This is a genomic window from Enterococcus sp. 3H8_DIV0648 (assembly GCF_002140655.1).
Lineage (GTDB): Bacteria > Bacillota > Bacilli > Lactobacillales > Enterococcaceae > Enterococcus_A > Enterococcus_A hulanensis.
In genome coordinates this window covers 867260-893458 of the sequence record NZ_NGLG01000002.1, presented here as the reverse complement: position 1 = coordinate 893458, position 26199 = coordinate 867260, and the positions used below count along the sequence as shown (strand labels likewise).

26 protein-coding genes are annotated in these 26199 nt (G+C 43.0%); 24 read left to right on the top strand and 2 right to left on the bottom strand.

Translation table 11 applies throughout. The features are described from left to right. Nucleotides 1-141: 141 nt before the first annotated feature. The 18 genes from A5875_RS20435 to A5875_RS20350 all read left to right on the top strand — a co-directional run bounded on the left by A5875_RS20435 (nucleotide 142) and on the right by A5875_RS20350 (nucleotide 13947). Nucleotides 142-945, top strand: coding sequence for a sorbitol-6-phosphate dehydrogenase subunit (locus A5875_RS20435; protein ID WP_088935404.1), 804 nt, complete (start codon nucleotides 142-144; stop codon nucleotides 943-945). Between the two features lie 13 nt (nucleotides 946-958). Next, complete coding sequence (locus A5875_RS20430) at nucleotides 959-1369, top strand: PTS sugar transporter subunit IIA (RefSeq protein ID WP_207114104.1); 411 nt, start codon at nucleotides 959-961, stop codon at nucleotides 1367-1369. After that, on the top strand, nucleotides 1366-1857 hold the full coding sequence (locus tag A5875_RS20425) for a PTS sugar transporter subunit IIB (RefSeq protein WP_088935402.1): 492 nt from the start codon (nucleotides 1366-1368) through the stop codon (nucleotides 1855-1857). Before A5875_RS20430 ends, A5875_RS20425 begins: the two co-directional genes overlap by 4 nt. 4 nt (nucleotides 1858-1861) lie before the next feature. Continuing rightward, nucleotides 1862-2602, top strand: a complete 741-nt coding sequence (locus A5875_RS20420; RefSeq protein ID WP_088935401.1) for a PTS mannose/fructose/sorbose/N-acetylgalactosamine transporter subunit IIC — start codon at nucleotides 1862-1864, stop codon at nucleotides 2600-2602. A gap of 4 nt (nucleotides 2603-2606) precedes the next feature. Next, complete coding sequence (locus A5875_RS20415) at nucleotides 2607-3422, top strand: PTS system mannose/fructose/sorbose family transporter subunit IID (protein ID WP_088935400.1); 816 nt, start codon at nucleotides 2607-2609, stop codon at nucleotides 3420-3422. A gap of 19 nt (nucleotides 3423-3441) precedes the next feature. Then, on the top strand, nucleotides 3442-4605 hold the full coding sequence (locus tag A5875_RS20410) for a mannitol-1-phosphate 5-dehydrogenase (protein WP_088935399.1): 1164 nt from the start codon (nucleotides 3442-3444) through the stop codon (nucleotides 4603-4605). Continuing rightward, the gene (dhaL, locus tag A5875_RS20405) at nucleotides 4605-5246 is read left to right on the top strand and encodes a dihydroxyacetone kinase subunit DhaL (protein WP_088935398.1); all 642 of its coding nucleotides are present in this window, start codon (nucleotides 4605-4607) and stop codon (nucleotides 5244-5246) included. Before A5875_RS20410 ends, dhaL begins: the two co-directional genes overlap by 1 nt. Before the next feature lie 13 nt (nucleotides 5247-5259). Continuing rightward, nucleotides 5260-6255: a dihydroxyacetone kinase subunit DhaK gene (locus tag A5875_RS20400; protein ID WP_088935397.1), complete on the top strand. Its 996-nt coding sequence runs from the start codon at nucleotides 5260-5262 to the stop codon at nucleotides 6253-6255. A gap of 26 nt (nucleotides 6256-6281) precedes the next feature. Continuing rightward, nucleotides 6282-6929, top strand: a complete 648-nt coding sequence (hxlA, locus tag A5875_RS20395; RefSeq protein WP_088935396.1) for a 3-hexulose-6-phosphate synthase — start codon at nucleotides 6282-6284, stop codon at nucleotides 6927-6929. A 1-nt stretch (nucleotide 6930) separates the two neighbouring features. After that, nucleotides 6931-7491, top strand: coding sequence for a 6-phospho-3-hexuloisomerase (gene hxlB / locus A5875_RS20390; RefSeq protein ID WP_088935395.1), 561 nt, complete (start codon nucleotides 6931-6933; stop codon nucleotides 7489-7491). An 89-nt stretch (nucleotides 7492-7580) separates the two neighbouring features. Further along, nucleotides 7581-8609 carry a dihydroxyacetone kinase subunit DhaK gene (locus tag A5875_RS20385; RefSeq protein WP_217809363.1) on the top strand — a complete coding sequence of 343 codons (1029 nt, stop codon included), beginning with the start codon at nucleotides 7581-7583 and terminating at the stop codon, nucleotides 8607-8609. A gap of 25 nt (nucleotides 8610-8634) precedes the next feature. Continuing rightward, complete coding sequence (locus A5875_RS20380; protein WP_088935394.1) at nucleotides 8635-9264, top strand: dihydroxyacetone kinase family protein; 630 nt, start codon at nucleotides 8635-8637, stop codon at nucleotides 9262-9264. 228 nt (nucleotides 9265-9492) lie between these two features. Next, nucleotides 9493-10446, top strand: coding sequence for a N(4)-(beta-N-acetylglucosaminyl)-L-asparaginase (locus tag A5875_RS20375; protein WP_171004848.1), 954 nt, complete (start codon nucleotides 9493-9495; stop codon nucleotides 10444-10446). 21 nt (nucleotides 10447-10467) lie between these two features. After that, entirely contained in the window at nucleotides 10468-10797 is a 330-nt protein-coding gene (locus A5875_RS20370; protein ID WP_088935393.1) for a PTS sugar transporter subunit IIB, read from the top strand. Nucleotides 10798-10823: 26 nt separating this feature from the next. Then, nucleotides 10824-12179: a PTS cellobiose transporter subunit IIC gene (gene celB, locus A5875_RS20365; protein ID WP_088935392.1), complete on the top strand. Its 1356-nt coding sequence runs from the start codon at nucleotides 10824-10826 to the stop codon at nucleotides 12177-12179. A 14-nt stretch (nucleotides 12180-12193) separates the two neighbouring features. After that, nucleotides 12194-12712 carry a GrdB-related putative oxidoreductase gene (locus A5875_RS20360; RefSeq protein WP_088935391.1) on the top strand — a complete coding sequence of 173 codons (519 nt, stop codon included), beginning with the start codon at nucleotides 12194-12196 and terminating at the stop codon, nucleotides 12710-12712. Nucleotides 12713-12730: 18 nt separating this feature from the next. Then, complete coding sequence (locus A5875_RS20355; RefSeq protein WP_088935390.1) at nucleotides 12731-13054, top strand: PTS lactose/cellobiose transporter subunit IIA; 324 nt, start codon at nucleotides 12731-12733, stop codon at nucleotides 13052-13054. 107 nt (nucleotides 13055-13161) lie between these two features. After that, nucleotides 13162-13947 (top strand): N-formylglutamate amidohydrolase, encoded by a 786-nt coding sequence (locus A5875_RS20350; RefSeq protein ID WP_088935389.1) that lies wholly within the window; start codon nucleotides 13162-13164, stop codon nucleotides 13945-13947. Between the two features lie 46 nt (nucleotides 13948-13993). Here A5875_RS20350 and A5875_RS20345 read toward each other — a convergent pair whose 3' ends face one another. Beyond that, the gene (locus tag A5875_RS20345; protein ID WP_088935388.1) at nucleotides 13994-14536 is read right to left on the bottom strand and encodes a helix-turn-helix domain-containing protein; all 543 of its coding nucleotides are present in this window, start codon (nucleotides 14534-14536) and stop codon (nucleotides 13994-13996) included. A gap of 175 nt (nucleotides 14537-14711) precedes the next feature. Between A5875_RS20345 and A5875_RS20340 the strand changes: the two genes are divergently transcribed. The 3 genes from A5875_RS20340 (at nucleotide 14712) to A5875_RS20330 (ending at nucleotide 18772) form a co-directional block, all read left to right on the top strand. Then, on the top strand, nucleotides 14712-15491 hold the full coding sequence (locus A5875_RS20340; protein ID WP_088935387.1) for a glycyl-radical enzyme activating protein: 780 nt from the start codon (nucleotides 14712-14714) through the stop codon (nucleotides 15489-15491). Between the two features lie 31 nt (nucleotides 15492-15522). Further along, nucleotides 15523-17925, top strand: a complete 2403-nt coding sequence (gene hypD / locus A5875_RS20335) for a trans-4-hydroxy-L-proline dehydratase (RefSeq protein WP_088935386.1) — start codon at nucleotides 15523-15525, stop codon at nucleotides 17923-17925. Between the two features lie 148 nt (nucleotides 17926-18073). Continuing rightward, complete coding sequence (locus tag A5875_RS20330; RefSeq protein WP_088935385.1) at nucleotides 18074-18772, top strand: GntR family transcriptional regulator; 699 nt, start codon at nucleotides 18074-18076, stop codon at nucleotides 18770-18772. Nucleotides 18773-18819: 47 nt separating this feature from the next. Here A5875_RS20330 and abc-f read toward each other — a convergent pair whose 3' ends face one another. Continuing rightward, nucleotides 18820-20313: a ribosomal protection-like ABC-F family protein gene (abc-f, locus tag A5875_RS20325; RefSeq protein WP_088935384.1), complete on the bottom strand. Its 1494-nt coding sequence runs from the start codon at nucleotides 20311-20313 to the stop codon at nucleotides 18820-18822. A gap of 649 nt (nucleotides 20314-20962) precedes the next feature. Between abc-f and A5875_RS20320 the strand changes: the two genes are divergently transcribed. The 3 genes from A5875_RS20320 (at nucleotide 20963) to ppdK (ending at nucleotide 26184) form a co-directional block, all read left to right on the top strand. Then, nucleotides 20963-22711, top strand: coding sequence for a glycoside hydrolase family 13 protein (locus tag A5875_RS20320; RefSeq protein WP_088935383.1), 1749 nt, complete (start codon nucleotides 20963-20965; stop codon nucleotides 22709-22711). 140 nt (nucleotides 22712-22851) lie between these two features. Continuing rightward, nucleotides 22852-23355, top strand: coding sequence for a DUF1456 family protein (locus A5875_RS20315; protein WP_088935382.1), 504 nt, complete (start codon nucleotides 22852-22854; stop codon nucleotides 23353-23355). Between the two features lie 213 nt (nucleotides 23356-23568). After that, nucleotides 23569-26184, top strand: a complete 2616-nt coding sequence (gene ppdK / locus A5875_RS20310; RefSeq protein ID WP_088935381.1) for a pyruvate, phosphate dikinase — start codon at nucleotides 23569-23571, stop codon at nucleotides 26182-26184. Nucleotides 26185-26199: the final 15 nt, after the last annotated feature.

Below are 26199 nucleotides of genomic sequence, written 5' to 3'. Positions count from 1 at the left end.
CAGCCATTGTTTTCTGCACTTTTTATTGGAGCTATCTCTGTCTCTTATACACATCTAGATGTGTATAAGAGACAGCTATAATACACAGTATGACGATGTAGAGACGTAATGATGTCATTACTTCGTAAAAGGAGGAATATTATGGTTGAAAACTGGGTAGATCTTTCGCAAAAGGTAATTGTTGTTACAGGAGGAAGCATGGGGATAGGCGAGAACATCGTCAATAATCTGCTGGCTAACGGGGCAAAAGTTGTTGTTGCTGATTTAGTGGAGAATGAGGAGCAGACGGTGAACGAGCGGGTTCTATTTGTTTCTTGCGACATCACTAAAAAGACAGATGCGGAGAAATGTATTGAAACAGCCGTGAAGGCGTTTGGTCGTGTAGACGGTTTAGTCAATAATGCTGGAGCCAATCGTCCGAATCTTTTAGTGGATTACTATCATCAGAATTCTGAGCATGAAATGAGTGAAGAAGAATTAGACATTATGTATCAGGTTAATCAAAAGGGACTGTTCTTGATTTCTCAGGCAGCGGCGCGTGAAATGATTAAGCAAAAAAGTGGAGTGATCGTCAACATTTCTTCAGAAGCTGGGATGGAAGGTTCGAAAGGTCAAAGCGGCTATTCCTCTACCAAAGGGGCAGTCAATTCTTTCACACTTTCCTGGGCGAAGGAACTAGGCCAATTCAATATTCGCGTGGTTGGCGTAGCACCCGGCATCAACGAACCAACTCCGATGGGAAATCAAAAGCACATGGAAAAATTGGCATATACGCGAGGAACTCAATCAGGTGAAATCAAAGGGGATTACACCAAGATTATTCCTTTGGGGCGGATCGGAAAGCTGCAGGAAGTAGCTGATTTAGTCAGCTATCTACAATCAGATCATTCCTCGTATATTACGGGCACCATCATCAATGTCACTGGAGGGAAATCACGAGGTTAGAAGGGGGACGAAAATGAAAACAGCTATCGTATTAATGACACATGGAATTTTTGGTAAAGAATTGATTGCTTCGGCAGAACTTATTTTAGGTGATATGAAGAATGTATTCTCGATTTCTTTGGAAGCCGAAAAGGAGCCGATGGAATTAATGATTGAATTGAAAACGCTTTTAGATGATGGCTTTGATCAGTATCTCGTTCTCGTGGATCTATTTGGCGGTACACCCTGCAACATGGCGGCGCGATTTGCTTTAGAGGAAAATGTGATTGTCTTATCAGGTGTGAATTTACCAATGCTGATCGAGGCGGAGATGGCAAGAATGCAAGGAAACTATGACGGGGTGACAGAGAAGCTGATAGAGAGTGCGACAGAAGGAATCAAGGATGTTAAAAAAATCATGCAAGAAAGGAAGGCAGAAAAATGATGGAGGGAATTCAATTAGTACGTGTTGATTTTCGATTGATTCATGGTCAGGTCATTACAAAGTGGAGTAAGCTGACTGATGCGAAGTCGATTATCGTAGTCAATGATCAGTTAGCCGCTGATGAGTTCATGGCAGATATCTATGTCATGGCTGCACCGCCAGGGATGAAGGTGGATGTAATATCCAAAGACCAGTTTGTTAAAGATGCAGAGGATGGAAAATTTGATAGTGGTAAAATTCTCGTCTTGTTCAAAAATATTGAAGATGCACGTGAAGTGGTAGAGAAGGGAGTGAAATTCAAACTATTACAAGTTGGTGGATTAGGTAGCGGCAATGGCAGAACATCGGTCGTTAAGGGGATTTCCGTTGGTAAAACGGATATTGCCAATTTGGCTTTTGTTCAAGATCAAGGCGCTGAAGTAACCTTCCAAGTCACACCGGAAGAACCAAAATTGAGCTTAGAAAAAGCAAGTAAGAAAGTGAGGTAGCAATATGTTAGGAGTTAGTATTTTTACTGGTATTTATTATTGGATTATGAAAACTGACGTTGGTTATGGTATCACGCACGCAATGAGGCAGCCATTGTTTTCTGCACTTTTTATTGGAGCTATCATGGGAGACCTGAAGCAGGCAATTATTATCGGCGCTGCTGTTCAGATACTCTATATCGGTTTGGTCGCTGCAGGGTCAAACCTGCCGGCGGATGATTGTTTAGCGGGCTTGATTGCCATTCCGATCGCTTTACATTCAGGTTTGTCAACGGAACTTGCGATCGCAATCGCCGTACCCGTTGGTGTGATGGGTGTCTTTATCGATCAGTTGAGAAAAACTTTGAATGTAACCTTCGTTCACATGGCTGATCGTTACGCAGAAGAAGCCAATACACGACAAATCATGCTTTGTAATAACGTGTATCCGACGATCTTGAATCTGATACTTCGTTTTCCAATTCCGTTTTTGGCGAATTATTACGGGGCTAACGCAGTGAACAGTTTTATGGAAAGTATTCCTGAATGGCTAACACATGGCTTCTCCGTGGCAGGTGGGTTATTGCCTGCATTAGGATTTGCATTGACGATGTTCGTTATTGGGAAAAAAGAGCTGATGCCTTGGTTCTTCATTGGATATTTCTTGATTCAATTCAGCGGTATTCCAGTGCTTGGGGCTGCAATCTTCGGCTTATGTGCGATCTTACTGATTACTATGTATCAAAAAGCGAGTGTGGAGGGGTAAAAAAATGGAAGAAAAATTAATCTCTGAAAAAGATGTCAGGAATGCTTGGCTGCGCTACTACATGTTTTGTGAAGTCGGAATCTCTTATGAACGTCTGCAAGCACTTAGTTTTTGCTATTCGCTGATTCCGATCTTTAAGAAAATCTACCCAGACAAGGAAGATATGAAGGCGGCGTTACAGCGTCATTTAGTTTTCTATAATACGGAAGCCGTTTTTGGTTCGCCAATCAATGGAATCGTTATTGCGTTAGAGGAACAAAAGGCACAAGGTGAACCAATTGAAGATGATGCGATCACTGGATTGAAAACTGGTTTGATGGGGCCGCTGGCTGGAGTGGGCGATTCAATCGACTGGGCGACCTTGAAACCAATCATTTTTGCATTAGGTGCGAGCTTGTCTGCTAGCGGTAACGCCATTGGTGCTTTTGTTCTCTTGCTGCTTCCAATCATTCAAATTGCAATCGGGACACAATTATCTGTATATGGTTACAAGATGGGACGCGCGTCGATTCGTGAAATATTGAGCTCGGGACGAATTAAGGAATTGATCAATGGGGCTAGTACTTTGGGTCTCTTTATGATGGGAGCCCTCTCCTCAAGCTATGTTGCTTTAAGCTCTCCGTTAAAGTTTACGTTCGGAAAAGGCAATGACCCATTCGTAGTCCAAAATATTATCGATAGTATCGTTCCGGGACTGCTGCCGTTACTTGCTGTATTAGGTATTTATTGGTGGTTGAACAAAAAGAATCAAAACATGGTAGCCATCATGCTGATTATCTTAGCAATCTCATTGATTGGAGCAATCACCGGCATACTTTAATAAAGAGAGGTAAGCAATTATGAAGGCAGTACATTTTGGTGCAGGCAGTATTGGCAGAGGCTTTATTGCGGATTTATTGCACGATTCAGGCTATGACGTAACGTTGGTAGATGTTAATTCACAGCTGAATCAGCAAATCAATCAGACACATTCATATCATCTATATGTAATAGAAGAAAATTATCAAGAAAAAACGATCGACAGAGTAAAAGCTTTATCACCAATTGAGGAAACAAACGAAGTGATTCAAGAAATCATTTCAGCAGACATTTTGACGACTGCTGTTTGGGCAGATAACTTGCCAAAAGTAGCACCAACAATTTCAGAAGGCTTGTATCAACGCTTTTTACAATCGAAGGAAAGAATCAATGTTTTAGCCTGTGAAAACGCCATGTTCAACAGTGAAATCTTAAAAAAGGAAATCTTGAAACTGGGTCAATTAACTGAGAAAGAATTGGAGCAAGTAGCGACCTTTCCGAATACCGCTGTGGATCGAATGGTATTGGAGGATGAACGAAAGGGCGAAAAAGTAATTAATATCGGTGTGGATTTTGAGTTAGTGATTGAGCGAAATAAATTAGTCGATCCAAAGAACTTACCAATCAAGGGTGCGGAATATACAGACGATCTCGTGAAATACATCGAGCGCAAATTGTATATCATTAATTGCGGACACGCATGGTCTGGCTACATGGGGGCGATTAAGGGCTATGACGTGATGTCGGATATCTTCGCTGATGAACAGTTAGTGGAAGCGACGCGTGAAGTTATGGGAGAGTCGGCAAGCTTGCTAGCGAAAAAATACGGTTTCACTCCAGAGGATTTGGCTGGCTATATTGATTTTGCGATTCGACGTTTCCAAACGCCAGGCGTAGTGGACACGGTTGCTCGTGTCTGCCGTTCGCCGATTCGTAAGTTGGAGTCAAATGAAAGATTGGTTGGGCCGGCGATGCAATGTGAAAAGAATCAGTTGAAGAATGATCGGTTGTTAGAAGGCATCGCGGCTGTTTTCCTTTTTGACAATCCTGAAGATCAGCAATCACGAGATCTGCTGACATACGTGAAGGAGAATGGGTTATCAGACGCGGTTACGCACTATACAGGACTGTTGTCTGAAAGTTCAATGCACCAAAAGGTTGTAAAAAAGTATACACAGTTACAAAAGATTAAAGGAGAAAATTGATGGGACAGTCGTTCACGAATAAAAACGGGTTGTTTGTAGTAAAGAAGGTCATTGATACGATCAAGTCCAATCGAGAATACTTGAGTGAAGTGGACAGTGTCGGCGGCGATGGTGATCATGGCATCAACATGAACAAGGGCTTCACCATGGCAGAAAAAGCAATCGATGAACAAGAACATGTCAATATGAGTGAAGGCTTTAAAATTATTAGCGATGTCTTAGTCAACAAAATCGGCGGTTCAATGGGACCACTATATGGCAGTTTTTTTAGAGGATTAAGTGTGGCTTCGAGAAAAGAAACGGAGATCACCAAAGAGGTCTTTGGTGCAATGTTAGACAAGGCCTATCAAAATATCGCTATGCTGACTGAGGCAAAAGTTGGCGATAAGACCTTGATGGATGTGCTGATTCCAGCAGTTGAGGCGTATCGAGCACATTTAGCAACTAGCAGTTTCGCTGATTGTTTAGAGGAGATGCTGAAAGCGGCTGAAGCTGGATTGGAATCAACCAAACGTATGGCAGCAAAAGTTGGTCGGGCAAGCCGGATTGGAGATCGTTCTCTTGGTCATCAGGATGCTGGGGCTACCTCGTGCTATTTGATGTTGAAGGCATTGGCAGAAGGAAACAACGACTTACTTTAGAGGAGGAGATTTTGTGCAGCGTTTTGTAAATGATCCGGATTTTGTTGTGGAGGATATGCTGAAGGGGTTTGTTTTGGCAAATCCTGAGGTTGAGTTAGCGAAGGCCAATGATCACGTCATTGTAAAAAAAGAAAAACAGAATGGAAAAGTAGGCGTTATTACTGGCGGCGGAAGTGGTCACGAACCAGCGTTTCTCGGTTATGTAGGTGAAGGACTGCTGGACGCAGTAGCAATTGGCGAGGTATTTGCCTCTCCACCCGCACAAGCTTTTTACGACGCGATGCTAGAAGCAGATACAGGCGCAGGTGTTGCCTGCTTATTCGGTAATTATGCTGGAGATAATATGAATGTCAAAATGGCAATCCAAATGGCGGAGGACGACGAGGTTGAAGTCAAATATGTAGTGGCAACGGATGACGTTGCCTCTTCACCAAAGGCTACAAAGGAAAAACGTCATGGAATTGCCGGCGGCTACTTCATGTGGAAGGTCGGCGGAGCCAAGGCAGCAGCTGGCGGTACTTTAGATGAAGTGATCGCGGTCGCACAAAAAGTCGTTGACCGGACTCGCAGTATTTGTGTCGGTTTAGAACCTTGCACAATCCCTGCTGTTGGCAAACCAAATTTTGAAATCGAAGCCGGGACAATGGAATTTGGAATCGGTCATCATGGCGAGACGGGCATTCGCAAAGAAGAGCTGAAAAAGGCCGATGCGATTGCAACAGAACTGGTGGAAACATTATTAGAGGATTTTGACTTTGAGAATAAGCGGGAATTATCTGTCATGCTCTCTGGATTAGGCAGTACGATGCTGATGGAGCAGTACATTTTGATTGGAAAAGTATTGGAGCTCTTAAAAGAAAAAGGGCATGACATTCATAAAGTCTATGTAGGCAATTTTGTGACCTCTTTGGATATGTCGGGAGCTTCATTAACATTGATCGACTTAGATGATGAAATCAAAGAATTAATGGATACACCAGGTGCGCCTGTGGGAATGAAAAATTACTAAAAGAAGAAAGTTTAGGAGTGTATGAAATGAAATTACAGTTAGCATTGGACGAACACAAATTAGAGGACGCACTAGCATTTGCTGAACGGGTGATCGACTACGTAGACATCGTTGAAATTGGGACACCTTTTGTTATTGATTCTGGGATGGAAGCTGTCCGTCGTTTTAAAGAGAAATTCCCTGAAAAAGAAATCTTATCCGACGAGAAAATTATGGACGGCGGTTATTATGAATCACAACTGGGATTTGAAGCAGGAGCCGAGTATGTAACAGCACTAGGGGTTAGTGACCTTGCTACGATTAAAGGTTGTATCAAAGCCGCTGAAGATTTTAACAAGCAAACCGTCGTAGATATGATCTGCGTCGAAGATATGCCGAAACGCATTGAAGAATTGGAAGAAATCGGTGCTCACGTTCTAGCTGTTCATACCGGAGCGGATGTTCAAGTATTGGGGCGGACTCCTTTAGATGATCTAAAAGTAATGACGAAGTATGCGAAAAAAGCGAAAATCGCGGTTGCTGGCGGTATTAACAGCCAGACCATCAATAAATATGTAGAGTTAGACCCAGACATCATTATTGTTGGGACAGGAATTACTCGATCAGAAGATCCAGTCGAAGCAGCACGTTTAATCAAAGCAGCGATCAATGAACATGTGAAGGCAGGGAAATAGAATGACTGAGTGCAAAAACTTGCTGGCGATCATTGAAGAGCTAGCTCAAGATGCGAAACAAGTAGATAACAATCAATTGGCAAAAATGGAAGAGCTGATTATGGAGGCAAAACGTGTCTTTATCGTTGGAGCCGGACGTTCAGGCTTTGCCGCACGGGCTTTCTCTAACCGCCTGATGCATTTAGGCTTTGACTCGAACTTTGTAGGTGAACCAACCACACCTTCCATAAGAAAAGGGGATCTATTGGTTATCGGTTCTGGTTCAGGTAAGACGGAAAGCCTAGTAACAATGGCAAAAAAAGCCAAAAGTGAAGGTGCATTGCTAGCGACGGTTACGATCCACCCTGAAAATACGATCGGGTCAATGGCGGATGCACATATTCGAATTCCAGGAATTTCTTCGCGGGATGAAGCGGTGGAAAAAGCTCCTTCGATTCAGCCAAATGGGTCCTCCTTCGAGCAATTGTCTTGGTTAGTTTATGACAGTATGATCGTTGACTTGAAAAAAGCGATGAAACAGGGACAGGAAGATATGGACTACCGTCACGCAAATATGGAATAGCTCAATCAAAACAGTGACCGGTTTTCTAAGCTTGGTCACTGTTTTTTCACTTTATCAATGCTTACTCAAAAAGGAGGCAGCACTAAATAATGAGTGCTAAAACAATTATGAAAAAAATTATTAACGATCCTGAAAACTATGTTACGGAGATGCTGGAAGGAATCTACACAGCTCATGGAGATACGGTTACTTATACCGGTGATGATCTGCATTGCTATGTGTCGAAAGTTAAAAAGGAAAAGAAAGTCGGGCTTGTTACAGGAGGGGGTTCGGGCCATTTGCCGCTGTTCTTAGGTTACGTCGGCGCAGGAATGCTGGACGGCTGTACCATCGGTGATGTGTTCCAATCCCCAAGTCCAGAACAAATATACCATGTCACTAAAGAAGTCGAATCAGGATCAGGTGTCTTATATATTTACGGAAATTATAATGGGGATATTTTCAACTTCGATATGGCAGCAGAAATGGCTGACTTTGAAGATGGAATCGACGTGAAAAGTGTAATTGCCGGTGATGATGTTGCCACAGAAAAACCAGCATTACCAGACGAAAAAAATAAGCGCCGCGGTGTTGCGGGAATCTTCTTTGTGTATAAATGTGCTGGAGCTGCCGCAGATGCGATGTTGAGTCTTGATGAAGTAAAACGTATCGCTGATAAAGCGGCAAACAACGTCCGTACGATGGGTGTCGCGCTAACGCCTTGTATCGTTCCTCGTGTCGGAAAAGCCGGATTTACAATCGAAGAAGATGAGATGGAAATCGGCATGGGTATCCACGGAGAAACAGGATTCCGACGTGGTCCGTTGGAACGCGCAGATGCGATCGTTGACGAATTACTGGAAAAAATAGTTAGAGACATTCCTTATGTTCAAGGAGATGAAGTGGCTGTATTGGTTAATGGATTAGGAGCCACCCCATTAGACGAACAATATATTGTCGTCCGTAGAATCAACGAATATCTCATGGAAGAAGGAATCACTGTTTATAAGTATTATGTAGGTGAATATGCTACGGCCATAGAGATGGCAGGTTTTTCTATTTCATTGTTGAAGTTGGATGATGAATTAAAAAAATATATTGATACGCCAGTCAATACGCCATTCTTCAAACAAATTTAACTAGGGAAAAATGTAGGTGAAGGAAATGGAACGACTATTTATTTTGAATTATTTAAAAGAACTGTCTAGCATCATGAACGAAAAAAAGGATTATCTGATTGAATTGGACAGCGTTGTAGGTGATGGTGATCTTGGATTGACGATGAGTGATGGGGTCAAGTCAGCCTATGAAGCAATCAAAATCTCCAAAGAAAAAGATTTAGGTCAATTATTGTTCACGGCGGGAAAAGCGATGTCATCAGCTGTTCCATCAACGATGGGGACATTAATGGCTTCTGGATTTATGCAGGCAGGGAAAGCTTTTAAAGGTAAAGAAACGATGGAATTTGAAGAAATCACGGAGCTGCTAAGGTCATACGCAGAGGGCATTATGAACCGGGGCAAAGCAAAACCAGGAGAGAAAACCTTTATTGACGGTCTTTTGCCAGCCATCTATAAAATGGATGAAGCTTTAGCAAAAGGTTTAAACGAGCGTCAGGTTATGGAAGCTGGTATGAATGGAGCAATTGAAGGATATAACAGCACTGCTACTATGCTGGCAGTTCATGGACGAGCGGCTACGCGTGGGGAGGCATCAAAAAAATTAAAAGATCCTGGAGCCGCTGTTGCCGTATTGATGTTGCAAGCACTTGAGAAAAGTGTGCTTATTAAGTAAGTTTAAAAAATGAATCAAGGTTGAATACCAAAACAACAAAAAAGAAAACCCATGAGTCATTCTCTGATACCTAGGATGACTCATGGGTTTTTGATAGTTCATTTTTTTGCTTAGAGAACACTAAAAAAGTGAAAAAAATTTTGAATTTAGTATATACAAAACAGTATATACTATTTATAATGAGGTCAGATTTTCAAAATGTAAACGGTAACGGAAAGGAGCACGACGATGGCGTGGGGAGCGATTGCCACATGGCGTATGGCCCATGATGGTGTAGTGGAAGCATTGCGCTTACTAGAGAAAAAAGAGGGAGCCGGCGATGCGGTAGAGACATTGATCAAAACAGTAGAGGATTACCCTTATTATAAATCAGTGGGGTTTGGCGGCTTGCCAAACGCAGAAGGCATCTTGGAAATGGATGCGGCTTTTATGGATGGTGATACCTTTGAAATCGGCGCAGTCGCCGGGATCACCGATGTTAAAAATCCGATCTCAGTTGCACGAAAGCTAAGCAAAGACAAGTTCAATAGTTTTCGTGTCGGTGAAGGCGCAACCAAATATTCGATGTTGGCAGGATTCGAAAGAAAGAGCATGCTGACGGAGCGGGCGCACAAATTATGGGAAAAACGGTTAAAAGAAATTCAAGAGAACAATTTAAACCCCTACGACGGACATGACACAGTCGGCGCGGTCACTTTGGATCAAAAAGGAACCATGACGGCAGGAACCTCCAGCTCTGGTTTGTTTATGAAAAAACCGGGTCGTGTAGGAGATTCGCCATTATCGGGTTCCGGCTTCTATGTGGATAGCGAGATCGGCGGCGCCGCAGCAACCGGGCTAGGAGAAGACTTGATGAAGGGCTGCTTGTCTTATGAAATCGTTCGTCTGATGGGCGAGGGAGTAACACCGCAGGCTGCCTGCGATAAGGCTGTTTATGAATTTCACGATAAATTAACGGCGCGTTATGGAAAAGCCGGAGCCTTCTCATTGATCGCCATGAATACCAAAGGCGAGTGGGGCGTGGCAACCAACGTGGAGTTCACCTTCAGCGTTGGAAATGATCAGGAAAACCCGCAGATTTTTATCGCCAATATGGGCCCAGATCATACTACCGATATCCAGCCGATCACACAAGATTGGTTAGATGCTTATGAAAAACGGATCAAAGCACCAATTGAATAAAAACTTAGGAGAGTGAAGAACATGAGTAAAAAACAAATTTATCTATTCTGTGATGCTGGAATGTCAACCAGTATTATGGTCAACAAAATGATGGAAATCGTCAATAAGCACAATATGCCGCTTCAAATTACGGCTTTTCCTGTAGCACGTTCGCAAGAAGTTGTTGCAAAAGAAAAACCTGTAGCGATTCTCTTAGGTCCGCAGGTCAAATTTTTATTGGAAAAAACCAAAGAACAATTTGAACCGCAAGGCATACCTGTCGCAGTTATTGCACCGGAAATTTACGGCATGATGGATGGCGAAAAAGCCATGAAAGAAGTTTTAAAATTAATCAAACAAAATAAAAAATAGAACTTGATTGATTGGAGGAAAAAAAGATGCAGAAGTTTTTAAACTGGTTGGAAAAAGTTTTGACGCCGCTTGCTAAAGTTATTGGTGAGAACAAATATTTAATTGCCATTCGTGATGGATTTTTGATTTCAACGCCCTTATTGATTGTTGGTTCTTTCTTCTTATTACTTGCAAATTTTCCGATTCCAAATTGGAGCAATATAGTATCTCCAATCTTAGGGGATAACTGGGAATCGTTGATGTCTGTACCGGCATCGGCGAGTTTCGACGTTATGACTATTTTAGCTGTGGTAGGAATTGCCTACAGTTTAGGACGACAACTAGAGATTGATGCAATCCAATCAGGTGCTTTGGCGTTAGTATCCTTCTTTATTCTGACTCCTTTTACTACTCAGTTTACACCAGAAAATAGTACACAAGTTTTTGATGTGACTAGTCTTCCTTTAAAATGGATGGGTTCAAGCGGATTATTCTTAGGGATGATCATTGCCCTAGTTTCCACACGAATTTTCGCAGCAGTGATTCATCGTGGCTGGACGATCAAAATGCCAGAGGGCGTTCCGCCAACCGTAGTGAAATCTTTTGAAGCATTGATTCCTAGTTTCGTTGTAGTGACAATAATGTTCGTTATCAATTGGTTGGTTTCATTAACGCCAATGGGGAACTTGCAAGATGTAATCTTTAAATTCTTACAGACGCCATTATTAAGTTTAGGAAATACCTTAGGTGCAATGATTATTGCATACTTGTTCTTGCATTTCTTCTGGTTCTTCGGTATCAATGGAAGCAGCGTGGTTGGTGCGGTATTCAATCCAGTTTTGCGAGCGCTATCGGTAGAAAACATGCAAGCGTTCAAAGATGGTCATGAAATTCCAAATATCATTACGGGTCAGTTCCAAGATATGTTTGCGACTTTTGGCGGCGGCGGATCGACGTTATCACTAATCATTGTGATGGTCATCTTCTGTAAAAGCCAACGTGTCAAGAAATTATCTCAGTTATCATTAGTACCAAGTATTTTTGGGATCAACGAACCGATAATTTTTGGCTTGCCGATCGTACTGAACCCGATTATTTTGATTCCTTTTGCACTAGTTCCTACTATTAATATTATTATTTCTTATTTTGCGATGGATTGGGGCATTGTTCCTTATACAAATGGGATTCAACTGCCTTGGACGACACCGCCGATTATTTCTGGTTTCTTAGTAAGCGGCTGGCAAGCCTCTGTACTGCAAGCACTGCTGATCGTTTTAGGAATGGCAATCTATTATCCGTTCATCAAAGTGTTAGATGATCAGTATTTGCGAGAAGAAAAAGAGGCAGAAGAGCTTGAAGCCGAGGAAATCGATTTTGATACGTTTGATTTTGACGAAATTTAAGATGGGTGAAGAGAATGAAGAAAATCATTTTGATTCTAAATCATGTTCAAGCAGGTATGGGAAGTGACGAGCATGCGAACCTAACTCCTAGCGGAAAAAAATCAGCATTAGGTCCTGGACAGACCCTAATGACCTATCTAAAAGAGCAAGATGCTGAGATCACTGCTACATTATATTGCGGAGACCACTATTTTTTAGCGCATCAAGCGGAGGTGACTAAGAAATTTGTAGGATTTGCCAAAAAATTTCAAGCAGACGCGGTCATTTGCGGACCAGCTATGCATTATCCGAATTTTGGTGAAATGGCCGGCTCTTTAGCAAAAATTTTTAATCAGCAAGGAATCCCTGCGATTGCTGCGATGTCGATTGAAAATCCAGCAACAGATAAATATCGATCGGAGATACCCATTGTAAAAATGCCGAAAAAAGGTGGAGTAGGATTAAACGATTCCTTCAAAAATATGGCATTGCTGGCTGTTGAAAAAGCTGATGGAAAAGAGACAGCAGATTTAGAAAAACAGATTTGTTTTTAACGGAAGGAATTTTTATTAATGAATGATGAACAGTTGCAAGTGGTTATGGGGTTAATCATGAATGCAGGAAATGCAAAAGGTGAGGCAGTAGCTGCTTTAGCTGCTGCAAAAAATAAAAATTTTACTGAGGCTGAAGAACGAATGAAAGCTGCGAATGAAGCCTTGGTTGAGGCGCATAATACTCAGACAGACTTGCTGACAGCAGAAGCAAGTGGAAACAACTCTGAAGTGACATTGCTGATGGTTCACAGTCAGGACCATTTGATGAATGCTATTTCCTATATAGGCTTAACCCAAGAATTAATCGATGTATATAAACGCATGATGGTATTAGAAAAATAATATATTTAGAAACTGACAGAGTGTGTTTTCTCTGTCAGTTTTTCATTTCTCTAAGCAGACGATTGGTTTATAATCAAACTAAATTCAAATCAGAAAGCAGGCACTCCATGAACCCGTTCACTATTTATAATGAAGAAAAAAATCACTACCCAATAATCATCAGCCTGCCTCATAGCGGCACATGGATTCCGGGGGATATGCGGATCCGCTTGCGGTCAGAGGCTGTTTTAGCCAACACTGACTGGTTTTTACCAGAGCTGTATAATTTCTTAATCGAAAAAGGCTGCACGGTGATCGAAAATCAGGTGAATCGCTATGTCGTTGATCCGAATCGTGAAAGTCGGATGTCGGGGGCGGATTACCAAGAGACGGTCGTCTACCAGCAAAATACCTTTGGCAATCGTTTGTATGCGGAACCGCTTCCGTCTAAAGTAATCACTGAACGGTTAGCGAACTACTATTGGCCGTATCATCAGGCCTTGCAGAAATTAATCGATCAGAAAACCCAGTATTTTTCTAAAGTTTATCTATTTGATCTCCACAGCTTCGCTGAATATCCGAATAATGATGCCGCCGAGCCTGCAGATTTTGTGATCGGCAATCAGGAGGATCAAACAGCTAGTGCTGATTTACGAGAATTGTTTACGGACTCATTGGAAGCGGCAGGCTACAGTGTTTCGAATAATCATCCGTTTTGCGGCGGATTTATCACCCGGCACTATGGACAGCAGGCTGAGATCGAAGCGCTACAATTAGAAATTCGCTACAATCAATACATCCAGCAGCGTTCGTTTGGCGAAGAAGAATTAACCAACTATGAGCCAGAATTATTTTCAACAGCACAGGAAAAGCTGAAAACGATTTTTGAAACAATCTTAGCAGAACTCTCATAGAGAAGATCTAATAAAAAAAGCGTTCGATCATGTGATCGAGCGCTTTTTAGTAATCATTAGGATAATGGACGACGATAAACTTCACCACATTACTGGTTTGGTTGTCCCAATTATGATCGATCGTGGAGAAATAGTGGGCGGAGTCGCCGGGATAGAGCTGATACGTCTGCTCTTCGATCACTAATGTCAGGATGCCCTCTAAAACATAAACGAATTCTTCACCATGATGAGGATAAGTCGTGGGCAGCTCGCGCTTTTCATGAGGCATGATCTCAATCATTTTCGGCGCGATTTTTTTATCCTGGGGTGTGCGGCTTAATTGTTTATAAATCATATTGTTCAATTTATGGATCACTGGTTGATCGTAGCCGCGAACGATTGGTTCGATCTCAGGTTCTTCTTCAAAAAAGTAATTGATCTTTACATGAAATAAATCCGCGATATTTGAAAGATGCTCGACAGCAATGGTCGTGATGCCGCGTTCAAATTGGGACAGGAAGCCTGTAGACAAGTCAGTGGCTTCGGACAGCTGCTTGAGGGTCATTCCTCGTTCATTCCGCAGGTTTTTAACTTTTTCACCTATATTCATCTGCTAACTCCTTACATTGATTCATTATTTTTAGTATACCTGAAAAAAGGTCAAATTCCTAACCGTCATTTAAGTGAAAACTTTATGGAAAATAAAATAAAAAGTTCACGATTATGAATAAAGCGCTTGCAACTATGGCGGCGGGACTTTATAATTAGAGGCGGGAGGGAAGCACGTGAAAAAGCCTACGATTTTTAATATTCAGAAGTTTTCGACCCATGATGGGCCGGGGATTCGTACGACGATTTTTTTCAAAGGGTGTCCCATCAGATGTGAATGGTGTCACAATCCGGAAAGTCAGGTATTTGCACCAGAGATTATGTTGAATAAATATGGCAAAGAAGAGCTGATCGGAAAGGATTATTCTGTCCGCGAGCTGGTAAAAAAGATTCAGGCGGATCAAATTTTTTATGACCAATCAGGCGGCGGGGTGACTTTTTCCGGCGGTGAAGTGATGGCGCAGAATATGGATTATGTGGTGGAACTGGCGCAAGAATGTCAGCGGTTAGGCATCACAGTCGCGATTGATACCTGCGGAGTCGCGCCGACTGAAAATTATCGCCGCATTTTGCCATATGCCGATTTGTTTTTGTATGATTTAAAGTTCATTGATTCACATAATCATCAGCTTTACACTGGTGCAGGCAATCAATTGGTGTTAGAAAATTTACGATTTTTATCAGAGCAGCAGGCGGAAATCAATTTGCGATTGATTTTGTTAGATGAAATCAACGCAGAAGAAGTCGATGCAGAAGAAATCATTGAGTGGTTGGCTAAAGAGAAGATTCATGTCAGTGAAATTTCGCTGCTGCCGTATCATGATTTTGGCCGTGACAAATATGAGCGTTTGAACCGTGTTTGTACCCAGAATTTCAGCAAACCAGCAGATGAAAAAGTAGAAAAGCTGCAAAAGGTTTATCAAGATGCCGGCTACCAAGTGACGATTGGCGGATAAAAGGACCACATATATAATAGGAGGGAAATTAATGGCAGAGTTAACACTGGAACCAACAAGAAGAGGAAGTACGGAACGGATCAAACGGCTGCGGGAGATCAGTGACAAGGAATGTACCCCAAGTATTTCGATGGAACGGGCGGTTTTATTAACTGAAGCGTACAAAAAATGGGAAGGCAAAGTTTCTGCGCCAGTATTGCGCGGAAAAGCCTTCAAGTACATCATGGAAAATCGCACGAACTACATTGAAAAAGGTTCGTTAGTCTTGGGAGAAAAAGGGGATAAGCCTTGGGCAGCGCCAACATTCCCTGAATTGTGCTGCCACACGTTAGAAGATTTCGATAATATGCATAACCGCGAGAAAGTTTTCTTCCGGGTTAGTGAAGAAGACCGCCGCATTCAAGAAGAAGTGATCATCCCTTATTGGCATGACCGTGCCATGATGACTCGCATGAATCGTCTGCTGCCGGAAGAGTGGCATTTGCTGTTTGACGCTGGATTATACACAGAGTTCTTGATGCAGCGCGGCCCCGGGCATACCGTAGCAGATGGCAAAATGTATCAAAAAGGTTTTGCCGATTTTAAAGCGGATATCCAGCAGGAGATCGACAACTTAGACTATAACAACGATATGGAAGCCTTGAACAAACGGGAAGAATTAGAAGGCATGAAGCTGGTCTGTGAGGGCATGATCATTTACGGCAAACGTTATGCGCAGCAATGTCGCGATATGGCTGAAACGGAAACCGATCCGCAATGGAAACAGGAGCTGTTGGACCTAGCTGAAGTCTGTGACGTGGTGCCGGAGCATGCGCCGCAAACCTTCCGCCAAGCGATCCAAATGTACTGGTTCACTCACATCGGCGTGACGGTGGAAATGAACAACTGGGATGCTTATTCCCCAGGGAAATTAGATCAGCATCTGGAACCCTTCTATGAAAAGGATATCGAAGAAGGTCGTTTGACCCGTGAAGAAGCGCGGGAGCTATTAGAAAATCTCTGGATTCAATTCAATAATCAGCCGGCACCGCCAAAAGTCGGCATCACCTTAAAAGAAAGCGGCACGTATACGGACTTTTGTAACTTGAACACCGGTGCCTTGCGTCCGGATGGAACCAGCGGCGTAAGTGATGTCAGCTATCTGATTCTAGAAGTGATGGATGAAATGAAGCTGCTGCAGCCGAGCTCAAATGTGCAGATTTCCCGCAAAACACCGGAGAAATTCCTGCGTGAAGCCTTGAAAGTCTCCCGCAAAGGCTGGGGACAGCCGGCGATGTATAATTCGGAAGCGATCTTGGCAGAATTAAGCTACCTTGGAAAATCGGTGGACGATGCTAGAGAAAGCGGGATTTGTTCTGGTTGTGTTGAAGTTGGTGTGGCCGGAAAAGAGGCCTATGTTTTAACAGGTTATCTGAATATCCCGAAAGTATTTGAGCTTGCTATGAACCGCGGCTACGATCATTACACTGATAAGCAGGTGGGAATCGATGTCGGCGACTTCACTAAAATGGAAACCTACGAAGAAATTTTCGAAGCCTTCCACGAGGAGCTGCAATATGTGGTAGATGTGAAGGTGGCCGGCAATAACATGATTGAACGGATGTATATGGAGTTCATGCCAGTACCATTGCTTTCTGTCATGTCTGATGATTGTATCAAAGTCGGCAAGGATTACAATGCTGGTGGAGCACGTTACAACACGAGCTACATTCAATGTGTGGGAATTGCGACGATCACGGATTCATTGGCGGCGATCAAGCATAACGTCTTTGAAGAAAAAACCATGACGATGCAAGACTTACTGGATGCCTGTGAAGCGGATTTTGAAAATTATGACGAAATCTATGACCGAGTGTATAACGAAACACCGAAATATGGAAATGACGATGAATACGCGGATACGCTATTACGGGATGTAGCAGCTTCATTGCAAGAAGTAATCGCGGGCCGTCCAACACCGAAAGGCTCGAAAACAGTGGTTGAATTCTTGCCAACGACTTGCCACGTTTACTTCGGTCAAGTCATGGAAGCTTCGCCAAATGGCCGCCATAAAGGAATTCCATTGCCAGATGGCATTTCACCAGAAAAAGGCGCCGATCGCAACGGACCAACGGCGGTAATCAAGTCTGCATCGAAAATCGATCAAACGAAAACCGGCGGTGCTTTGCTGAATCAAAAATTCACCCCTAGCGTAGTAGCAGGTGAAGCAGGCATCACCAACATGGCGTCACTAGTCCGCAGCTATTTTGCTCTGGACGGACACCATATCCAATTCAACGTGATCGATCGCAATACCTTGCTGAAAGCACAAAAGCATCCGAAAGAATACGAAAACTTGATCGTGCGTGTTGCCGGCTACAGCGATTACTTCAACAATTTGGAAAAAGCCCTGCAAGATGAGATCATCTCCAGAACAGAACAAGCCTTCGGGTAAATCAACGAGGATCAATTAAGAGCCAGAAAGCTTATTTTCTGGCTCTTTTTATACACAAATTGGTGACACGATTAGAATCTCAAGATTTAAGTAAGGGCTTTCTGATATAATGAATTGGACATAATGAAAAAGGGGTGCTGATTGATTTATGAATCGTATGCCTAAGTACGAAAAGCAGAGTTTGAGCGACCGAGTCGTCGCGCATGTTAAAGAGCAGATTCTAGCAGGAACTTTAAAAAGCGGGGATCGTTTAATAGAAACAGACATTTCCACTCATTTTAGGATTAGCCGAGCGCCGGTGAGAGAGGCGATGCGGATTTTGAATGAACAGGGACTGATTACCTTTTCTCCCCGCAAAGGAAATCATGTGATCGAAATGAACCCGGCCGAACTTATGGAAGCCTTTGAGATTCGAGCCTCACTTGAAACGCAGATCCTGCGAAAACTATTGCGGGAACAACGGATCAAAGAAACAGATTTCCAGCAGCTGACCAAAATTGCACGCGAGATGAACAGCGGTGAAAAGCGAGGTGTAAATGAAGCGGAAAAATTCTTTTTGCTGAATTCGTTGGATCTTTCCTTTCATAAATATTTGTGGGAATTGTCTGGAAATGTAAGAAGAGTACAAATTTTAGAGGGGTTGTTTTATCAGCTGCTGATTGTGATGAACGAGGATCTCTCTTCACTAGGTGTACTTGAAAAGAAAGCCGAAGAACATTTGAAGCTTGTGGAAGTTTTGCGGGAGAACGATCCATCAGCGGTCGTCCGCGCCTTCCATAATCATATTCAAGATTACGTCAAAGTCACTTTACCGAGGGAAGAACAAAACTTTTGTTTAGATTGTTAAAAGCAAATGACTAAAAAAATGAACCGTCCATTTTCGGACGGTTCGTTTTATTTTTTTAAGGCAATTTGCTGTGCATGAACATTTTTCAAGAAGGTCTGGTCATGTTCGACAATCAGCATGGTTGGTTTGATTTGTAATAAAAGATCTTCTAATTGCTTTTGATTGAAGACATCTAGATAATTTAACGGCTCGTCCCAAATGTAGAGCTCGGCTTCTTGCGCGAGGGATTTAGCAAGTTCGACTTTTTTTCGTTGACCCATGCTCATTTCTTCGATCCGATTTTGAAAAACGTTTCGTTCCATGCCGAGTTTTCGCAGATTGTTTAAAAAGGCTGAATAATCCAACTGATTCTTCTCAGCGAAGTCTTGCAGCTTGCCGCGATTGCTTTCGTAATTTTGCCGGACATAGCTGATTTTGGCTGATGGCCGAAGGAGTTCGCCAGCGGCTTCGCCTGCAAAGGTTCCTAATAAATAATGCAGTACACTAGATTTTCCGATCCCGTTTGGTCCGGTCAGGGCAGTAATTGAGCCTCGTTTTACTTCAAATGATAACGGCGCAAATAGCGGCTCCTGTTCTGGATACTGAAGCGTCAGATTTTCAATTTTTAAAAGCTGCGGGTGACGACTGGCTTGGTAGTTCATTGTTAAGCGGTCGACATCCTCCAAGTCTTTTAAAAGTCCTTCCTTTAGTTCGATCTGATCGTACATTCGATCTTCAATGGTTTTTGAACGCTTCATAGTGCGGGCCGCGCGGGCGCCGATGAAGCCAGTATCGAAAACACCGCCGCTGCCTTTTTCGGATGGTTTGCCGTATTTGTCGGTTTCCCGCGAACGCGACCACTCAGCTTTTTCTGCGGCTGTCTTTTTCAGTCGGCTGACTTCCTTTTTGATTTTTCTATTTTGTGCTAATTCAAATTCATCCCGCAATTTCTTTTGTTCTTCGTAGGTTGCAAAATTTCCCTGATAAAGTATCAGCTGGCTTTTTTCGATTGCCAAGGTATGATCGGTGACCTGATTCAAAAATTGCCGATCGTGGCTGACAACGATAAAACCGTCCTTTTGCTGCAAATACTTCGCGACATGCTGGCGTCCTTGCAGATCTAAATGATTCGTCGGTTCATCAATTAATGGAAAAAAATTCTCCTGCGTAAACAGCAATGCCAACAATACCTTTGTTTGTTCACCGCCAGAAAGAGTCTCGTAGGGTTGCCACAATACCTGCGGGTCCAACTGGATCAAGTTCATTTCTCGTTCCAATTCCCATAGCTCAAAGTCGGCCACTTCCAATAAGGTGTAATACGTTAGCTGATCTGTCATTTCCACAGTGGCTGGAAAATAGACAGGCTGTAGCGGAAATTGGATTTCTCCCTGATACGCATGTTTTCCCAGCAGCAGCTGCAGCAAGGTGGTTTTGCCGCGGCCGTTACGGCCAACTAACCCTAATTTCCAACTGCTATCGATCGTTAAATTCGCATCGTCAAATAATAAATCAACCTGCTTATCAAAGCCAAAGGTCAAATGTGTAATTTTAATTGTAGACATAAAAAATACCTCCGTTTGTTTCACTAAGGAAACAAAAAAATCCTAACCAATTTTCAGGAAAGGACTTAGGGGTGAGAGGTCTTTTTTCTAAATAGTGGTAGATAGCAGGACAGCTAGCTCATTTGAAATGAAAACATTTTTCAAAACCGTGAAAAATGTCTTTATTTTCGTACGCATACCATTCTGCTAAACTGCTTGTTCACTATCTCCGAAAAAAGTTTATCACCGGTTCATGCTTGGCAAACTGCGAAAAGCATAACTGGCAAAAAAGAGACCACACCTTGAAAGCCTAAGCCAATCCTGAAAATCTGCGCACTAATCCCATCAATTTTCGTTAACTGATGTTCAGTTTGCAGCTTCCAACATTCGCTTAGTTTTTCAATGGCATGATCCCTCGTTTCAAGATAAGTTTATTTTATTAAAACAAAATTTTCTAATTTTGTCAAAAAAAAATACGGACGCAGCCGCTTCCCCAAACATGCTACGCCCTGGAGTGATCCTCGATAAACGAGGCGAAGAAAATTTATTCTTCTATTATTATATTAGCATATTTTAAGGAAAAAACGTCTTTTAAACCCTTGAGAAAAGTTAGCAGTGGAGTCACTGTCAAAAAGTTTGGTACAATGGGTTCAGAAATGGAGGTGGTGGGATGAATTATGCAGGAATTTATCATCGTCCCGAGAGTGAGTTCGCTTTTCTTTATACGAAAGATTTGATGCGGATTCGCCTGCAAACAGCCCGCAATGAAATAAAATCCGTTGGTTTGATCAGCGGCGATTTTTATACCTTTGCGGAGGAGAAATGGTATCACACCCAGCAAACAATGAACAAGACCTATACGACCGATACTCATGATTATTGGGAAATCGAAGTGACCGCACCGCATCATCGCTTGGCGTATGCGTTTTGTATTACGGATTATGCTGGAACACAGATTTTTTATACCGATCAAGGAATTTTCGAATACGAAGAGGATCGTTTAGCGCGGGACTATTTATATTTTCGGATGCCGTATTTTCAAGAAATCGATCGGTTTAAAGTGCCGGATTGGGTGGCAAAAACGGTTTGGTATCAGATTTTTCCGGAACGCTTTTATAATGGTGATCCATCGAACGATCCAGACGATGTGTTAGCCTGGGGAAGTGAAAAGCCCACCCGCGAGAATTTCTTTGGCGGGGATTTGCAGGGTGTCATCGACAAGTTGGACTATTTAGAAGACTTGGGTGTCAACGGCTTGTATCTCTGTCCGATCTTCACCTCGCCGTCGAATCATAAATACGATACGGTGGATTATTATGAGATTGATCCGCATTTTGGCAATAAGCAGCTGTTCCGCGAACTGGTGGAAAAAGCCCATGAACGCGGAATTCGGGTCATGCTGGATGCAGTTTTTAATCATCTAGGCTCCAGCTCTCATCAATGGCAGGATGTGATTTTGCATGGGGAGGAATCTGCTTATGCTGATTGGTTCCATATTGATTCCTATCCACCGCGGTATACAGCGATTCCCGATTCGGAATATGCGAAAAATTTGAATTATGATACCTTCAGCTTCAATCCACACATGCCGAAGCTGAATACTGCCAACCCCGAGGTCCAAAATTATTTATTGGAGATCGCGACCTATTGGATTCGCGAATTTGATATTGACGGCTGGCGGCTAGATGTAGCCAATGAAGTCGATCATCATTTTTGGAAGGAATTTCATGAGGCGGTCTTGCAGCAAAAAGAGGATTTATATATCTTAGGGGAAATCTGGCATTCTTCACAGCGCTGGCTGCAGGGGGATGAATTTCATGCGGTGATGAATTATGCCTTCACCGACAGTATCAAAGCCTTTTTCGTGGAGCAGACGATCTCGATCTCGCAAATGATTTTCGGAATGAATCGTCAGCAGCTGCTTTATCGCGATCAGACCAATGAGGTCAGCTTTAATTTGCTCGATTCCCATGATACGCCGCGGATCTTAACGTTGTGTCAAGGGAATAAAGAGCTGATGAAGGCAGTCTTAACCTTTATGTTCATCCAAAAAGGCACGCCGTGTATTTATTACGGCACGGAGGTCGGGATGGAAGGCGAGATGGACCCGGATTGCCGCCGCTGTATGATCTGGGAAGGACAAGATGAAGAGCTCCAGACCTTCTTCAAACAGCTGATCGCTTTGCGGAAGCAATTTTCTGAAGTATTCAGCTATGGCACCACGACTTGGCATTATGATGATGATAAAAAAGCCTTCTCATTGACGCGAAGCTATAAAGAAAAAACATTAATCGCGACCTTTAATGAAGGCGAGTCCTTTGAAGTTGAAAAGGATGGTCGGCGCGTGTTTGGACAGAATTATCATGAGGGCGAGGAGTATCAGCTATTGCCTCATGGATTTGTGATTCAGGAACAGTAAACTATTAGAAAAATGAAACCAAAAGGTCGGCTAAGCAATCACTTAGTCGATTTTTTTTTCAGCTTGGCAACGAGGTTAAAGGGAGCCGTGCACTTTTGTGGTATAGTAGGAGCATCAGCGAAGAGCTACGGAGGAAAAAAATGAATAATAATGATATATTGCTGCGATTAAGGTACGCGTTAGATATTAAGGACACCGATATCATCAAGGCTTTTGAATTGGGCAGCATGGAGGTTTCGCGAGAAGAAGAAAGAGCGATGCTGACTAAGGTACACGATCAGGTATTTGAAGAAGATGACAGCTTTGAAAAAAATGTTTACGAAAAAATGATCAATAATAAACTGCTGGATACCTTTTTGAATGGCTTTATCATCCTAAAACGGGGCGAACCGAAAAATCCAGTACCACAACCAAAAAATGGTGAAGTTAAACATATCAACAATGTATTATTGAAGAAGGTAAAGATTGCCTTGGCCTTGACCAGTGACGATATGCTGGATATTTTAGCCAGAGCCGGTGTTTATCCTTCAAAAGGCGAGATTGGCGCGATCCTGCGTAAAGAAGGGCATCGTAATTTTAAACCCTGCGGCGATAAATATGCCCGCAACTTTTTAAAAGGCTTAGCTTTGTATTACCGAGATTAGAATAAGTAAGACCAATCTTTTACTCAAGGTTGGTCTTTTTTATGCCCAAAAACAGAAAGCTTTTACTGTCTATCTTAGATAAATCATCAGTTATCACTTTTAAAACCACATATATGCGCATAATAAAATTATATAAACATCTTATTGACTTTGTATAATCATCGTATTACACTGGAATCAGGTTAAATAAAATTATTTTAAGAGGAGAAGCGCATGAATCGTTGGGTTTACTTATTTTCAGAAGGATCAAAAGAACAAAAAGATTTATTAGGCGGCAAAGGGGCCAACCTTGCTGAGATGACAAAATTGGGTTTGCCAGTGCCCACCGGCTTTACGGTAACCACTGAAGCATGTTTATACTATTTGAACCACGGCAACCAGCTGATCGACGAAATGAAGGATCAAGTGATGGCGGCCGTTGAAACATTATCCGCTAAAACGGGGAAAAAATTTGGTGATCTAGACAACCCTCTATTAGTATCCGTACGAAGCGGCTCGAAATTCTCGATGCCGGGAATGATGGACACCGTTTTGAATCTGGGGCTGAATGACCAAACAGTCGCCGCCTTAGCCGAGAACAGTCAGAATGAACGTTTTGCTTACGACTGCTATCGCCGCTTATTGCAGATGTTCGGCAATGTCGTGATGGGGATGGACAATAATGATTTTGAAAATCGCATCACAGCATTGAAAAAGGTCAATAACTTATCCTTTGATAATGAATTGACGGCTGATCATTGGAAACAAATTGTAAGCGAGTACAAAGAAATTTATCGCAAAAAGCTGCAGCGTGAATTTCCGCAGGACCCGATCGAACAACTATATTTAGCGATCGAAGCGGTCTTCGGCAGCTGGAACAACCAGCGGGCGAAAACCTATCGCCGGTTGCATGACATCAGCGATGATTTAGGAACCGCAGTAAATATTCAGGAGATGGTCTTTGGAAACTTTGGCGAAAGCTCTGGGACCGGTGTTGTATTCTCACGAAATCCATCACTAGGCGATCCAGGATTATTCGGTGAATATTTGATCAACGCACAAGGCGAAGACGTGGTTGCTGGTGTTCGAACACCAAAACCGATCCAAGTATTAGCAGATGAGTTGCCTGAACAATACCAACAATTAAAAACTATCTGTGAGAACTTAGAAAAGCATTATCATGACATGCAGGACGTTGAATTTACGATCGAGCGGGAGAAATTATTTATCCTGCAAACCCGCAGCGGAAAACGCACATCAAAAGCGGCGTTGACGATCCTGTTAGATTTTTATAAAGAAGGCATCATCGACGAGAAAGAATTGATCAATCGAATCGAAGCGAAGGATTTGGAGGCGGCTCTGCATCCAAACTTCGATGAGAAAGAATTGAAACTGCATGAATCATTCTTATCTGGATTAGCAGCTAGCCCGGGCGCTGCAACAGGAGCGGCATATTTCACTGCCGAAGCAGCGACCGAGGCCAAAGCTCGTGGAGAAAGAGTGGTACTGGTACGAGAAGAAACTTCACCAGAAGATATTGAAGGGATCGCAGTCAGTGAAGCCGTAATTACTAGTCGCGGCGGGATGACTTCTCATGCGGCCGTAGTTGCACGAGGTATGGGGATCTGTTCAGTGGTCGGCTGTGAGCGATTGACGGTATTGGAAGAAAACAAGGCGACAGTCGGAGACAAAGTCATTGAAGAGGGAACGATCCTCTCTGTTGATGGAACGACCGGGAAAATCTACTTTGGCGAAATTCCGATGGAGGAAGTAACCAACACAGTAGCGTTGGATGAGCTTCATGTGATTTGGGATCGCCATGCCCAGATCAAAGTGCGGGCGAACGCGGAGACACCTAATGATATCGAGACTGGGATGGCCCTTGGAGCAGTCGGGATCGGGTTGGCCAGAACAGAGCACATGTTCTTTGAAAAGAGTCGTCTGCTGCAATTCCGTCAATTAATTTTGGCAGATAGCTTGGACGAACGTTTGGAAGTATTGAAGGACTTAAAAGAAGTTCAGAAACAAGACTTCAAATTTATGTATGAAGCAGCGCAAGGCAAAGCGACTACGATCCGTTTGCTTGATCCGCCGTTGCATGAATTCTTACCAAAAGGGGCAGACGAGTGTCGCGAGGTCGCGAAAGAACTAGGCAAGACCTTTAATGAAGTGAAGCGGAAAACGGACAATTTGGCAGAAGTCAATCCGATGCTAGGTTTCCGAGGTCTACGCTTAGGCGTGGCTTATCCTGAAATTTATCAAATGCAGGCAGAAGCGATCATTGAAGCAGCCTGCGAAGTGACAAAGGAAAATGACTTTACGATTCAGCCGGAGATCATGATTCCATTTACTATTGACGCGCAGGAATTTGCCCGCGTCCGTGCATCGATCGAAGAAGCGATCCAAAAGAGTCTTAAGGAACATAAACAAGCTTTAGATTACCAAATCGGTACGATGATTGAGATCCCAAGAGCCTGCTTTGTAGCAGATGAGATTGCGAAGCACGCGGACTTCTTCAGCTTTGGGACCAATGACTTGACTCAGATGGCTTTAGGCTTGTCCCGCGATGATTCGCCGCGGATCATTAATCAATATTTGGAGGCCGGTATTTTTGCGGATGATCCATTCCAAGTCTTGGATGAAGCCGGAGTCGGTGCCTTGATGAAATTAGCAATCGATGGCGGAAGAAGCGTCAATCCGAAGCTGAAGATTGGAATTTGCGGTGAAGCGGCGGCTCATCCGAAGTCAATCGCTTTCTTAAATAACTTGGCGATCGACTATATTTCATGCTCGCCGTTTAGGATTCCGCAGGCGAAAATGACCTTGGCTCAGGCGGCCTTAAAAAAGTAAGCCGCAGCTTGAATA

What these genes read in the sequence shown, in the direction of transcription:
- A5875_RS20435 (WP_088935404.1), top strand. Translation starts at nt 142, where the DNA reads ATGGTTGAAAACTGGGTAGATCTTTCGCAAAAGGTAATTGTTGTTACA.
- A5875_RS20430 (WP_207114104.1), top strand. Translation starts at nt 959, where the DNA reads ATGAAAACAGCTATCGTATTAATGACACATGGAATTTTTGGTAAAGAA.
- A5875_RS20425 (WP_088935402.1), top strand. Translation starts at nt 1,366, where the DNA reads ATGATGGAGGGAATTCAATTAGTACGTGTTGATTTTCGATTGATTCAT.
- A5875_RS20420 (WP_088935401.1), top strand. Translation starts at nt 1,862, where the DNA reads ATGTTAGGAGTTAGTATTTTTACTGGTATTTATTATTGGATTATGAAA.
- A5875_RS20415 (WP_088935400.1), top strand. Translation starts at nt 2,607, where the DNA reads ATGGAAGAAAAATTAATCTCTGAAAAAGATGTCAGGAATGCTTGGCTG.
- A5875_RS20410 (WP_088935399.1), top strand. Translation starts at nt 3,442, where the DNA reads ATGAAGGCAGTACATTTTGGTGCAGGCAGTATTGGCAGAGGCTTTATT.
- dhaL (WP_088935398.1), top strand. Translation starts at nt 4,605, where the DNA reads ATGGGACAGTCGTTCACGAATAAAAACGGGTTGTTTGTAGTAAAGAAG.
- hxlA (WP_088935396.1), top strand. Translation starts at nt 6,282, where the DNA reads ATGAAATTACAGTTAGCATTGGACGAACACAAATTAGAGGACGCACTA.
- hxlB (WP_088935395.1), top strand. Translation starts at nt 6,931, where the DNA reads ATGACTGAGTGCAAAAACTTGCTGGCGATCATTGAAGAGCTAGCTCAA.
- A5875_RS20385 (WP_217809363.1), top strand. Translation starts at nt 7,581, where the DNA reads ATGAGTGCTAAAACAATTATGAAAAAAATTATTAACGATCCTGAAAAC.
- A5875_RS20380 (WP_088935394.1), top strand. Translation starts at nt 8,635, where the DNA reads ATGGAACGACTATTTATTTTGAATTATTTAAAAGAACTGTCTAGCATC.
- A5875_RS20375 (WP_171004848.1), top strand. Translation starts at nt 9,493, where the DNA reads ATGGCGTGGGGAGCGATTGCCACATGGCGTATGGCCCATGATGGTGTA.
- A5875_RS20370 (WP_088935393.1), top strand. Translation starts at nt 10,468, where the DNA reads ATGAGTAAAAAACAAATTTATCTATTCTGTGATGCTGGAATGTCAACC.
- celB (WP_088935392.1), top strand. Translation starts at nt 10,824, where the DNA reads ATGCAGAAGTTTTTAAACTGGTTGGAAAAAGTTTTGACGCCGCTTGCT.
- A5875_RS20360 (WP_088935391.1), top strand. Translation starts at nt 12,194, where the DNA reads ATGAAGAAAATCATTTTGATTCTAAATCATGTTCAAGCAGGTATGGGA.
- A5875_RS20355 (WP_088935390.1), top strand. Translation starts at nt 12,731, where the DNA reads ATGAATGATGAACAGTTGCAAGTGGTTATGGGGTTAATCATGAATGCA.
- A5875_RS20350 (WP_088935389.1), top strand. Translation starts at nt 13,162, where the DNA reads ATGAACCCGTTCACTATTTATAATGAAGAAAAAAATCACTACCCAATA.
- A5875_RS20345 (WP_088935388.1), bottom strand. Translation starts at nt 14,536, where the DNA reads ATGAATATAGGTGAAAAAGTTAAAAACCTGCGGAATGAACGAGGAATG.
- hypD (WP_088935386.1), top strand. Translation starts at nt 15,523, where the DNA reads ATGGCAGAGTTAACACTGGAACCAACAAGAAGAGGAAGTACGGAACGG.
- A5875_RS20330 (WP_088935385.1), top strand. Translation starts at nt 18,074, where the DNA reads ATGAATCGTATGCCTAAGTACGAAAAGCAGAGTTTGAGCGACCGAGTC.
- abc-f (WP_088935384.1), bottom strand. Translation starts at nt 20,313, where the DNA reads ATGTCTACAATTAAAATTACACATTTGACCTTTGGCTTTGATAAGCAG.
- A5875_RS20320 (WP_088935383.1), top strand. Translation starts at nt 20,963, where the DNA reads ATGAATTATGCAGGAATTTATCATCGTCCCGAGAGTGAGTTCGCTTTT.
- A5875_RS20315 (WP_088935382.1), top strand. Translation starts at nt 22,852, where the DNA reads ATGAATAATAATGATATATTGCTGCGATTAAGGTACGCGTTAGATATT.
- ppdK (WP_088935381.1), top strand. Translation starts at nt 23,569, where the DNA reads ATGAATCGTTGGGTTTACTTATTTTCAGAAGGATCAAAAGAACAAAAA.